We start from the raw sequence: 11,285 nt of genomic DNA, 5'->3' as shown, positions 1-11,285 counted from the left end.
ACGATTCCGGCCCGAACACACGTGAACGAGAAGACAGAAACAAGGCCAGTTTCCGTCACTCGTTCACCATCCCGCAATCGGGCGAATAACGGGGGTCGACAGCTGGTCCAGACGGACGCGGGCGTCGGGGTCGCCGGCCTCGGCCGCTCGAGAGTACCACCGCGTCGCCTCGCCCAGATCCCGGGCCACGCCCAGCCCGCGCTCATAGTTCTGTCCGGTCCCGAACATCGCCCGCGCATCTCCGGCCTGCGCCGCTATCAGCATAAGGGCCGCCGCGGCCGTCGGATCGGGTTTGAAGCCCGCCAGACCGTCCAGATGGAACAGGGCGAGATAGTATTGGACCCGGGGGTCGCCGCCGGCGCCGGCGCGCTCCAGCCAGACCCGGGCCTCGCGGTCGTCGCGCGGCGCGCCGCCCCAGCCCTGATAGAGATATTCGCCCAGACGCCCCATGGCGGGCACGATCCCGGCCTCGGCGGCGGCGCGGAACAGGGGATAGGCCTGGACCGGATCGGGCTCGACCGACCCCGGGACGCCCGCGTCATAGAGGAGCGCCAGATTGTACTGGGCCGCCGCCACGCCCTTGTCGGCCGCGCCGCGATACCAGCGGATGGCCTCGGCCCGGCTGCCGACCGGCGCGGGCTGGACTTCGTAGAAGTAGCCGAGATTGGCCATGGCCAGGGCGTCGCCGCGCGCGGCCGCGTCTACGGTGTCGGGCGTGATGTTGGCGCCTTCCACGACCCGCCAGCCTGCGCCCTCACCGCACTCCAGAACCGCATCGGGGACCGAGGCCCAGCGGCAGCCGGCGGGGGCGGAAGGCGGCGCGGCGGGGAGCGAGACCGGCTCCGGATCCGGCGGCGGAGCCGTGATCGGGTCGGCGATCGGGGCCTGAACCCGGGCCTGGATCGCGGCGGACAGGCTCTCCGAGGCGTCCACGGGGGCGAGGTTCAGCCCGACGGTCGGACTGACCGTGGTGTTCAGCCGGGGCGTCGAGGTCGGCGCGTTCAGCCGGGGCGTGATGGTCGAGGGCGCGGGCGGCGGACGCACCGGAACCGGAGCGGGCGCGGGCGCGGGCGTCGGCGCCGGGACGGTGCGCGGGATCGGCGGGGTCGGCGTGCGCGGCCGGACGCGGGGCGCCGGGGCGGCTCTCGCAGGCGCCGCCCTCGGCGCGGGCGCGGGTCTGGGCGCGACCGTGATCCGGGGCGGCGGAGGCGCGCAGCCGCCCAGGGCCTCGCGTTTGGCCGCGATCATGGCGCTGTCGAAGCCGGGATTGCGGGCCGTGAAGGTCGACAGCTGGGCGCAGGTCTCCACGCTCTCCAGCCGCAGCCCACCGGCCATCTGGGCGCTCGAAACGCCCGGAACCGCGGCCAGCAGCGCCAGTACGGGGATCAGTCGGCGGAACATGCGGTCCACCTTTCCGTCGAATTGGCCACGTCCAGACGCCGCTCGACCATCTCGGCGCCGTCGCGGGTCAGGAGGTAGCGCTGGCCGGTCATCAGCTTTGGCCCGTCGAGGATGACCGACAGCCGGTCGTCCTCGCGCGGCTCGGCGATCTGGCCCACGGCGGGCTCCCCGTCCCCCACGGCAAAGGAAAAGCGGTCGTCCTTGATGGTCAGCCGGGCCGTGACCTCGCCCGAGCGCCAGCAGCCGGCGAAGGCGCCGTCACGCGCCTGAACCAGCCGCGCCTCGATCCGCAGCGCGCCCTCGTCGGCGAGGCGGATCTGATCGGGGGACGGGATGCGGGCCGAAGCGCCCTCCGCCGCCGGCGCGTTGACCTTCCGATACCAGTCCAGGCTCTGGCGCAGGACGGCGGGGCTCCCATCGCCTTCGCCTGCGGACGCTTCATAGAAGTCGCCGAGGTCGAGGATGGCCGAGGTCTCGCCCGCCGAGGCCGCGCGGCGTAGCCATTCCAGCCCCGCCTGCTCGTCCCGCCCGGGCGTGTCCCGTAGATAGAAGGCGCCGAGCCGGGCCATGGCGGCGGACTTGCCCGCCGTGGCGTCGGCGACGTCGGTGGGTCGGAGGGTCCCGCGATCGACCGTCTGACCCTCGCCTGAGCCGCAGCGCAGGCTCAGGTCGCTTTCATCCTCGCCATAGGTCCACGAACAGCCGTCGGGCGCCTTCGGAGGCTCGGGCCGCGTCGAGGCCGCCTCGGCCTCGGCCGGGGCCGTATCGCGCGGGGCGCCGCCGAACCGCCCGCCCGCGAAGGCCACGACGGCGACCAGACCGGCCGCGGCGGCCATCACCCCGACGCCGATCGCCCTGCCCCGTCCGACCTTCTGCCCGGGCTTGGTCGCCGTCGGGATCGACCCGGTCTTGTAGGACAACATCTCCGGCGTCGGCGTGGGCCTCAGCGCGCCCAGATCCTCGACCACCGGCGGGACAGTCGGATCGGGCGCCACCGAAGGCGGGGCGAGAGCCAGATCATCGGGCGGAGTCGGCGGGACGTTCAGATCCTCCACCGCATCGAACCAGACGCGGCCCTCCACCGGCGGAGGCTCCGGCAGTCCGGCGACGGCGCGCCAGTCGGCGACCGTGGCGAACCGGTCCGCGGCGTTTCGCGACAACCCCGTCTCCACCGCGGCGATGAAGGCCACGGGATACTCCGCCGCCTCCGCACGGGCCGACAGCCGGGTCTCGTCGGTCCAGCCGAACCAGTCGGGCGCGTCCCGCCCCGTGATCACGCGATAGAGGACAGCGCTCAGGCCATAGAGATCGGTCGCGGGGACAAGGGGCGCGCTCGCGGTCGCATCCTGGGCCTCGAACGGCGACAGGCCGGGCCGGAACAGGCCGTCGAGCCGCCGCACAAGCGGAATGAAGGACCGCCGGTCCACGGAGGGGTCGTGCAGCACCGCCAGACCGGTCCCGACCCCGATGCTCTCGGGCGCGAGGTTCAGATGCAGTTGCCTCCGCCCGTGGATGGCCTCCAGCCCGGCGGCCAGATCGGCGGCCAGCGCCAGCACGGCCTCGGGACGCACCACCGCGCCCCCGCTCAGCCTTGCCGCCAGGCTGACGCCCATGGGCTCGGTCCGCACCACCGCCAGGTCGTCGAGGTCGGAGATGGTCCGGATCGTCCCGACGTTCGGATGGGACAGGCCGGCCAGAGCCGTCGCCTGGGCCAGGAAGGCGCGCCGCCCCGCCTCATAGGCCCCGGCCCACTCCGAATGGGCCACGACTGGCTCGCCGACTTCGCTGCGCACCAGAATCCCGGCGGGCCAGTACAGGCGCACCCGCTCCTCGGGCGTCTCGTGCGTCCAGACGTCTCCGACGGAGGGGGAGCGGTTCGCTGAAACCATCTTCAGCACGGTCTGGCGTCGATCCGACGTCATTACAGCTCCGCCGCGAACAGGCTGACCGCGGGACGAACCGTCGCCCCGCCCTGTCCGTGTTTACTGGCGCCCCCATGCCTGAACACACTCTAGGGTCACTCACGCCCCGCGAACAAGTCCGCACAAACCCGAAAGGCCGGTTGAAAACAAACTCCCCCGAACCGGGTCAGATTCGCGACACCGTCCGGGATGCAAATCGTCCCTGCCGCCCGGTGCGGGGCTGGACCCGGGGCTGGGCTTGATGTTCGGTGCGGGCGGCGGAATGAACCGTCCGGGACCGCTCCCACGGTCCACGCAGAAACCACGACCCGAGGCGACGCGCATGACCACTCCCCCGACCCACGATTCCGAAGTCTATCCCGTCCCCGCCGAATGGGCGGCGAAGGCGCATATGGATCGGGCGGGCTATGAGGCGGCTCGCAAGGCGGCGCATGACACGCCGGACGCCTTCTGGGCCGAGGCGGCGAAGCGTCTGGACTGGGTCAAGGCGCCGACGAAGATCAAGGACGTGTCGTTCAGGAAGGACGACTTCCACATCCACTGGTTCGCCGACGGCGTCCTGAACGTGGCGTACAACTGCGTCGACCGGCACCTGGCCGAGCGCGCCGATCAGACCGCCATCATTTTCGAGGGCGACGATCCGTCGGTCTCCGGCGCCATCACCTATGCGGAGCTGCACCGTCAGGTCTGCCGCATGGCCAATGTGCTCAAGGACCTGGGCGTCCAGAAGGGCGACCGCGTCACCATCTATCTGCCAATGATCCCCGCCGCCGCCGTGGCCATGCTGGCCTGCGCGCGCATCGGGGCCATCCACTCCGTCGTCTTCGGCGGCTTCAGCCCCGACAGCATCGCCGGCCGCATCGAGGACTGCGGCTCGACCGTGGTCATCACCGCCGACGAGGGCCTGCGCGCCGGCAAGCGGATCGCGCTCAAGGCCAATGTCGACGAGGCCCTGACCAAGGTCGCGGTGAACAAGGTGCTGGTCATCGCCCACACCGGCGCCGATGTGCCAATCGTCGAGGGCCGCGACGTGCGATTCGAGGAGGCGGTGAAGACCGTCGCCGACGACTGCCCCTGCGAGCCGATGGCCGCCGAGGATCCGCTGTTCATCCTCTACACCTCGGGCTCGACCGGTAAGCCCAAGGGGGTGATGCACACCACCGGCGGCTATCTGTTCTGGGCCAGCTACACCCACGAACTGGTCTTCGACTATCGCCCCGGCGAGGTCTTCTGGTGCACCGCCGATGTGGGCTGGGTCACGGGCCACAGCTACGTCGTCTATGGCGCCCTCGCCAACGCCGCCACGACCCTGATGTTCGAGGGCGTGCCCAGCTATCCCGACAACGGCCGCTTCTGGCAGGTCGTGGACAAGCATCAGGTCGAGATCTTCTACACCGCCCCCACGGCCCTCCGCGCCCTGATGCGCGACGGCGACGAACCGGTGAAACGCTCCAGCCGCAAGTCCCTGCGCCTGCTGGGCTCGGTCGGCGAGCCGATCAACCCGGAGGCCTGGCGCTGGTATCATGAGGTCGTCGGCGAGGGCCGTCTGCCGATCGTCGACACCTGGTGGCAGACCGAGACGGGCGGCATCCTCGTCTCCCCCCTGCCCGGCGCTACCGACCTCAAGCCCGGCTCGGCGACCAAACCCCTGCCGGGCGTGGAGCTGGAGCTGGTCGATGCGGACGGCAAGGTGCTGGACGGCCCGAACAGCGGCAATCTGGTCATCACCGACAGCTGGCCCGGCCAGATGCGCGGCGTCTGGGGCGACGACCAGCGCTTCTTCGACACCTATTTCTCCGCCTATCCGGGCAAGTATTTCACCGGCGACGGCTGCCGCCGCGACGACGACGGCTATTACTGGATCACCGGCCGGGTCGACGACGTCATCAACGTCTCGGGCCACCGGATGGGCACCGCCGAGGTCGAGAGCGCCCTGGTCCTGCACGACGACGTCGCCGAGGCCGCCGTGGTCGGCTTCCCCCACGACATCAAGGGCCAGGGCATCTACGCCTTCGTCACCCTGAACGCCGGCGTCACCCCCTCCGACGACCTGCGCAAGGCCCTCATCGCCCAGGTCCGCCACGAAATCGGCCCCATCGCCGCCCCCGACGCCATCCAATTCGCCCCCGGCCTGCCCAAGACCCGCTCCGGCAAGATCATGCGGCGCATCCTGCGCAAGATCGCCGAGAACGACCTGGGCTCGCTGGGGGACACGTCGACGCTGGCGGATCCGGGTGTGGTGGAGGATCTGGTGAAGAACCGGGTGGGGTGAGGCGGGACTTGATCTTCGCTTTGGATGCGTGCGCTATCGTTTACGGACTGGAGTGAACAATGGCCATTGAACTTTCGAAGCAGGATCACGCGGCCCTCGACGCCTACTTGGACAATGTGCTCGAAGCCTACAAGGCGGGCACGATCCCACTGGAGTTGGCCCGAAATGACTTGGCGCATGCCTTCGCCGCAGCCGCCATCGACAACGAAGGCGTGAAAGACTTCATCCGCATCACGTCCGTCGATCGATGGAACACCATCGACTGATCTTGATGCCGGAACGGTAACATGCGCGAAAGCCCATAGCGCAAGACGCGCCCCAGATCGGCCCCTCCCTCGCGGAGGGGCCGTTTTCGTTTCCGGCTCCGACCATGTTCTGACCTGCTGGATGGCTGGATTGGTCTCAGACGCGAGAGCCTGCGTATCTGGCAATCATCCAGTTGATCGTTGCGTCGTTCGACTTTCGAGCAGCCCAATCGGTTGGCTGCCCCAAGTTGACGATGAATAGGCCGTCGTCCTCGTCTGCGGTGCTTCTGAGCGCCTGAAGCAGGGATGGTGCTGTTCCAGCGTAATCGAGGAGCCAAACGGACTCTGCTGGCGAAACCGCGCCCATCCGGCGAAGCGTAGCCAGAAGGGTCGTATAGTTCCTGACGTTGTGTAGATCATAGGTCACAATGAAGCTGGCCACTCGGGCCTCCAAGGTTGCATCGGACGAATCGCCGACAACCAAGGCTGAACCGATATCGTCGGTTTGCCACGCTTGGACGTCCCTGCTTCCGTGGACAACCCAAGTCCCGCTGGGGACATGGCGCAGTGTTCCAAAGGCTTGGAGGCCTCATGGCCCGCCCCACCCTCTTCAACGAGAGCCTGACGGATGCCGCTTGCCTCGCCATAGCGGTGGTCAGAGGCTACGGTGGATGTAAGCGAGCAACGAATATCCTTAGCGGCTAAGTGCGTTAGATCGTTCAAAGGCGCGCGATAGTGCCGCTTCGTCAGCAAAATCTGGCCAAAAATTACGACACTCCCGACCCCAATCCTCTCGCCCCTTCGCGACCCTCGGCGGAGACACCCGCCCCTTCCGGCCGCTGCATTTCTCCGCCGCACAGGCCTTGAACCGGCGCTCATCGCCCCCTTGTAGACAGTGAGGCGCGCGGACTGTTCGCGGCCGCCCTCACGGTCTTTCACATCGTCATTCGACTGCGCGACCGACCCGATTCCAGGCGCGACAGCCCATGCCGGCGCGCGCCCGCCGGTCCCGCCGGAATCCGCCCGAGGGTCCAGTGTCTCCCTTTTCGATTTTTCGGGACACGGTGCCTTCCCGACCCTAACGCACGGCGTCCGCCGCCCAAACCGTACGGCACAGCTAACACATTGAATGATAACGGTTCCCATCTTCGCGGATACTCACCTGCGGCGGAACAACGCGGCGCCGGGGCGGTTCAGGGGGCGCATTCCGCACCGAAAGTTTCCCCCATGTCCGTTCTCGACAAGATCGTCGCCGCCGTCACCCCGCCTGAATCCGAACAGGCCCGCGCCGAAGCCAACGCCAAGGCCTGGGCCGCCGCCGAGCCCGGCGACTTCCTCACCGAGGCGCTGGGCCACCACAAGCTGCTGCTCGCCGCGTTCGCCGCCGCGAAAGCCGCGCCGGACGAAGCCTCGCGCATGGCCGCACAGAAGCATCTGGGCGTCATCCTGGTCGGTCACGCCGGCGCCGAGGAGACCGTCCTCTACCCCGCCCTCGCCGATGCGGGCGAAGCCGGTCACGCCGACCTGGCCTATGGCGAACAGGTTGCGGTGAAGTTGCAGATGGCCGCACTCGAGGCCCTGCCGCCGATGAGCCAGGACTGGATGGACAAGCTCGAACACATCGAGGGCGCCGTCCGCCACCACATGTTCGAGGAAGAAGGCACCTGGTTCCTCGAACTCAAGGAAAAGGGCAAGAACCCCGCCAAGACCGCCATGCGCTTCAACGAAGAATACGAGCGCTACGTCGGAAACGAAGCCAACGCCTGATCGCGTGCTCGCCGTCGGACCGTGTCGTCAGGGATGCGGGTTCGGCGGCTGGCTGTGGGCGGGGGCCGTGGCGGACAGAGAGGGATTCGAACCCTCGGTAGGCTTTCACCTACACACGCTTTCCAAGCGTGCGCGATCGACCACTCCGCCACCTGTCCGTTTCCACGATTCGCCCGAGGGTCTTCGCAGCGCCGGATGGTCTCTCCGGCGGGAGGCGAGGCTGATAGAACAGCCCGCGCGCATCGGCAAGCGCCGGATGGCCGTTGGCGGAGGATTTCCGACGGCGCCCGCCCTTTTTCAGGACGCGCGCGCGTCCTATCTAGGGTTCACACCTATTCGAGGAGCGACAGACATGGCCAAAACCGAAACCGCGATCCTGGCCGGAGGCTGCTTCTGGGGCGTGCAGGACCTGCTGCGCCGCTATCCGGGCGTGCTGGAGACCCGCGTCGGATATTCCGGCGGCGATGTGCCCAACGCCACCTATCGCAACCACGGGACCCACGCCGAGGCGATCGAGATCATCTTCGATCCCGAGGTCATCACCTATCGCAAGCTTCTGGAGTTCTTCTTCCAGATCCACGACCCGTCGACCCTGAACCGTCAGGGCAACGATCTGGGCACCAGCTATCGCTCGGCCATCTTCTACACTTCGGACGAGCAGAAGGCCGTGGCGCTCGACACCATCGCCGACGTCGACGCCTCGGGTCTCTGGCCCGGCAAGGTGGTGACCGAGGTGACCGCCGCCGGCCCCTTCTGGGAGGCCGAGCCCGAGCACCAGGATTATCTGGAGCGACTGCCCGACGGCTATACCTGCCACTTCATCCGCCCGAACTGGACGCTTCCTGTCCGGGCCGAGGCCGCCGCCTCCTGAGGCGCGTCGACCGCTGAAGACAGAAAAGGCCGGGGAGCCCCCTCCCCGGCCTTTTCCTTTTCGCCACGCCTTCGCCGCGCATCGCGCGATCCGAATGGGGCCGGTCCCGCGCTCCGATCCGCGGGTCCGAATGGGTTTTCCCTAGCCGAAACGGGAACAACGAAAGATTACCCGCTGGCCGTGTCTCTTTGAAATTGTTGGTAAATGTAACCAAAGTTAGGTGACAGCCGTCACATTGGTCTGCAAGATATCCGCAGGGCGCGGCCCGATGTTCCAAAGACCTTGTGCCCTGCCCTGCGGCGGCCGGTCCGGCGTATTCACCACCAGTCACCTCGCCGGGTCGGCCGTTTGCCGCCTCACCCGGTCGGTTTGCCCTTCTCGAAATCCGACCAGACGTCGTCGTAATCCAGCTGCATGGTCGGGGCCTCCATGGCGTGATCCGTCGGGCGGATGACCCAGCGGCTCTCGAACATGAAGGCCATGGTGTTCTCGATCTTCATCGGCTTGAGGTCGGCCTCGACCGCCTTGGCGTAGCTGGCCTGATCGGGCCCATGGCCGCTCATGCAGTTGTGCAGGGAGGCGCCGCCGGGCGCGAAGCCGCCCTCCTTGGCGTCATAGGTGCCGAGGATCAGGCCCATGAACTCGCTCATAACGTTGCGGTGGAACCACGGCGGCCGGAACGTCGCCTCGGCCACCATCCAGCGCGGCGGGAAGATGACGAAGTCGCAGTTGGCCGTCCCCGGGGTGTCCGACGGGCTGGTCAGGACCGTGAAGATCGACGGATCGGGATGGTCGTAGCTGACCGTGTTGATCGTGTTGAACCGCCGCAGGTCGTAGCGATAGGGCGCCAGATCGCCGTGCCAGGCGACCACGTCGAACGGCGAATGATCCAGGGTCGTGGACCACAGCCCGCCCTGGAATTTCTGCACCAGCTCGACCCCGCCCTCGACGTCCTCATAGGCGGCGACGGGCGTCTCGAAGTCGCGCGGATTGGCCAGGCCGTTGGAGCCGATGGGGCCGAGGTCCGGCAGGCGGAACAGGGCGCCGTAGTTCTCGCAGACGTATCCCCTCGCCTGCGCCCCGGTCAGGGCGACGCGAATGCGCACGCCGCGCGGGATGACCGCGATCTGCTGCGGCTCCAGGTCGATGATGCCGAACTCGGTGGTGATGGTGAGCCCGCCCTCCTGCGGCACGATCAACAGTTCGCCGTCGGCATCGAAGAAGACCCGCCCTTCCATGGAGCGGTTGCAGGCGTAGAGATGCACTCCGATGCCGGCGTTCTGGCCCACATCGCCGTTGCCGCCATAGGTGACCAGACCCTCGACGAAGTCCGTCGGCGCGCTCGGCATGGGCAGCGGGTCCCAACGCAGGCGGTTGGGCGTCGGCGGCCGCTCGAACGGGCCGGACTTGAGCAGGGCGCCGCCGGCCCAGGGCTGGAATGGCGGATGGTTGGCTGTGGGACGCAGGCGATAGAGCCAGCTGCGCCTGTTCTCGTGTCGCGGGGCGGTGAAGGCCGTGCCGGACAGCTGCTCGGCATAGAGGCCGAACGGCGCGCGCTGGGGCGAGTTCTGGCCCTCCGGCAAGGCGCCGGGCGTGGCTTCGCTAACGCCGTGATTGCCGAAGCCGGGCAGATAGGCTCGCGCATTCGCCATTGGGGGTCGCCTCCGAGTCTTGTTTTGACGTCGGTGTAGGGCCTCAGACGCGCCGAGTGGAGTCCCGGATCGCCAGACCGAAGGGCACCACCACGCTGGGCGGCAGATCGGCGTCCCCGGCCTTCGCCCGGATCAGCAGGCGCGAGGCCTCGGCCGTCATGGCCGCGATGGGCTGGACGATGGCCGTCAGGGGCGGATGGCTGAACTTGACGATCGGGGTGTCGTCGAAGCTGACGATGGCCAAGTCCCCGGGCGACTTCAGGCCCCGGCTGGTCGCGACGCGCAGGGCCGCCAGCCCCATCTGGTCGTTGGAGGCCACCAGGGCGGTCGGGGGTTCGGCCAGGGCGCAGAAGGCCTCCATGGCCGCCGTGCCGGATTCGAAGGAGAAGTCGCCGCGCCCGATCAGGGCCTCGTCGATGGCGAAGCCGCGCTCCGTCATCGCCTGTTTGTAGCCGTCCAGACGCGCGCCGCTGATGGCCCATTCGTCGCTGCCGGTGATGAAGCCGACGCGGGTATGGCCGAGGTCCAGCAGATGCTCGGTCGCCGCCTTGCCCGCCGCGCGGTCGTCCATGGTGATGGCGAAGCCGGGCCCGTCGGCGACCGAACCGATCCGCGCGAACGGCAGGCCCAGCTGGACCAGCAGGTCGATGATCAGCGGATTGTCGGAGTGCGGCGGGGTCAGGATGACGCCGTCGGGGTGCAGCGCCGAGATCGCCGCACGGACCTCGCGCTCCACATGGTTCGAATGGGTGTCGACCAGCTCGAAAATCATGCGGTAGCCGTGCTCGGCGCACTCCAGCATCCCGCCCATCAGCATCTTGTCGACCCAGTCCGTGCCCTCGCCCAGACGCCAGCCCTCGATGGTGCGGTCGCGGTCGTTCAGGGCCAGCAGCAGCCAGGAGCGCGAGCCCCCCATGCGCTGGGCCGCGATGCTGGGCACATAGCCGAGCTTGGCCACGGCGGCGTTGACCCGGTCGCGGACCTCGGGCCGCACATTGGGGCCGTTGTTGATGACCCGCGAGACGGTCTGCAGCGAGACACCGGCCTCGGCGGCGACGTGTTTGATCGTTACCGGGCGACGCACGCTGTTCCGTTCCCCGGCTGTCCGCTGAGTCCACTCATAAGGCCACGCTAGCCGATCCGACCGCGTCCGTC

The 11,285-nt window shown here is 68.4% G+C and carries 8 protein-coding genes and 1 tRNA gene; 4 read left to right on the top strand and 5 right to left on the bottom strand.

Features of this window, described 5'->3' with window-relative positions; translation table 11 throughout:
* Positions 1-63 precede the first annotated feature (63 nt).
* Positions 64-1,401 (bottom strand): tetratricopeptide repeat protein, encoded by a 1,338-nt coding sequence (locus tag AC1ROD_RS16290; protein ID WP_492949314.1) that lies wholly within the window; start codon positions 1,399-1,401, stop codon positions 64-66.
* Positions 1,386-3,323, bottom strand: a complete 1,938-nt coding sequence (locus AC1ROD_RS16285; RefSeq protein ID WP_492949313.1) for a serine/threonine-protein kinase — start codon at positions 3,321-3,323, stop codon at positions 1,386-1,388. The genes AC1ROD_RS16290 and AC1ROD_RS16285 overlap by 16 nt, the downstream gene beginning before the upstream one ends.
* A gap of 322 nt (positions 3,324-3,645) precedes the next feature.
* On the opposite strand from AC1ROD_RS16285, the gene acs reads away from it, so the two are divergent.
* From acs to AC1ROD_RS16270, 3 genes are all read left to right on the top strand, one after another.
* Positions 3,646-5,595 carry an acetate--CoA ligase gene (gene acs / locus AC1ROD_RS16280; RefSeq protein WP_492949312.1) on the top strand — a complete coding sequence of 650 codons (1,950 nt, stop codon included), beginning with the start codon at positions 3,646-3,648 and terminating at the stop codon, positions 5,593-5,595.
* A 59-nt stretch (positions 5,596-5,654) separates the two neighbouring features.
* The gene (locus tag AC1ROD_RS16275; RefSeq protein ID WP_492949311.1) at positions 5,655-5,861 is read left to right on the top strand and encodes a hypothetical protein; all 207 of its coding nucleotides are present in this window, start codon (positions 5,655-5,657) and stop codon (positions 5,859-5,861) included.
* 1,206 nt (positions 5,862-7,067) lie between these two features.
* Complete coding sequence (locus tag AC1ROD_RS16270) at positions 7,068-7,607, top strand: hemerythrin domain-containing protein (protein WP_492949310.1); 540 nt, start codon at positions 7,068-7,070, stop codon at positions 7,605-7,607.
* Positions 7,608-7,675: 68 nt separating this feature from the next.
* Here AC1ROD_RS16270 and AC1ROD_RS16265 read toward each other — a convergent pair.
* Positions 7,676-7,765: transfer RNA gene (locus AC1ROD_RS16265), tRNA-Ser, on the bottom strand.
* A gap of 194 nt (positions 7,766-7,959) precedes the next feature.
* Here AC1ROD_RS16265 and msrA point away from each other — a divergent pair.
* Complete coding sequence (gene msrA / locus AC1ROD_RS16260) at positions 7,960-8,478, top strand: peptide-methionine (S)-S-oxide reductase MsrA (RefSeq protein WP_492949309.1); 519 nt, start codon at positions 7,960-7,962, stop codon at positions 8,476-8,478.
* Positions 8,479-8,834: 356 nt separating this feature from the next.
* Here msrA and hmgA read toward each other — a convergent pair whose 3' ends face one another.
* On the bottom strand, positions 8,835-10,130 hold the full coding sequence (gene hmgA / locus AC1ROD_RS16255; RefSeq protein ID WP_492949308.1) for a homogentisate 1,2-dioxygenase: 1,296 nt from the start codon (positions 10,128-10,130) through the stop codon (positions 8,835-8,837).
* Between the two features lie 43 nt (positions 10,131-10,173).
* Positions 10,174-11,214, bottom strand: coding sequence for a LacI family DNA-binding transcriptional regulator (locus AC1ROD_RS16250; protein ID WP_492949307.1), 1,041 nt, complete (start codon positions 11,212-11,214; stop codon positions 10,174-10,176).
* Between the last annotated feature and the right edge of the window lie 71 nt (positions 11,215-11,285).

The organism is Brevundimonas sp. GW821-FHT12E07 (assembly GCF_058807035.1).
The sequence above is the reverse complement of the archived record's forward strand: the minus strand, read 5'-3'. Positions and strand labels throughout refer to the sequence as shown.

What these genes read in the sequence shown, in the direction of transcription:
- AC1ROD_RS16270 (WP_492949310.1), top strand. Translation starts at nt 7,068, where the DNA reads ATGTCCGTTCTCGACAAGATCGTCGCCGCCGTCACCCCGCCTGAATCC.
- acs (WP_492949312.1), top strand. Translation starts at nt 3,646, where the DNA reads ATGACCACTCCCCCGACCCACGATTCCGAAGTCTATCCCGTCCCCGCC.
- AC1ROD_RS16290 (WP_492949314.1), bottom strand. Translation starts at nt 1,401, where the DNA reads ATGTTCCGCCGACTGATCCCCGTACTGGCGCTGCTGGCCGCGGTTCCG.
- hmgA (WP_492949308.1), bottom strand. Translation starts at nt 10,130, where the DNA reads ATGGCGAATGCGCGAGCCTATCTGCCCGGCTTCGGCAATCACGGCGTT.
- AC1ROD_RS16275 (WP_492949311.1), top strand. Translation starts at nt 5,655, where the DNA reads ATGGCCATTGAACTTTCGAAGCAGGATCACGCGGCCCTCGACGCCTAC.
- AC1ROD_RS16285 (WP_492949313.1), bottom strand. Translation starts at nt 3,323, where the DNA reads ATGACGTCGGATCGACGCCAGACCGTGCTGAAGATGGTTTCAGCGAAC.
- msrA (WP_492949309.1), top strand. Translation starts at nt 7,960, where the DNA reads ATGGCCAAAACCGAAACCGCGATCCTGGCCGGAGGCTGCTTCTGGGGC.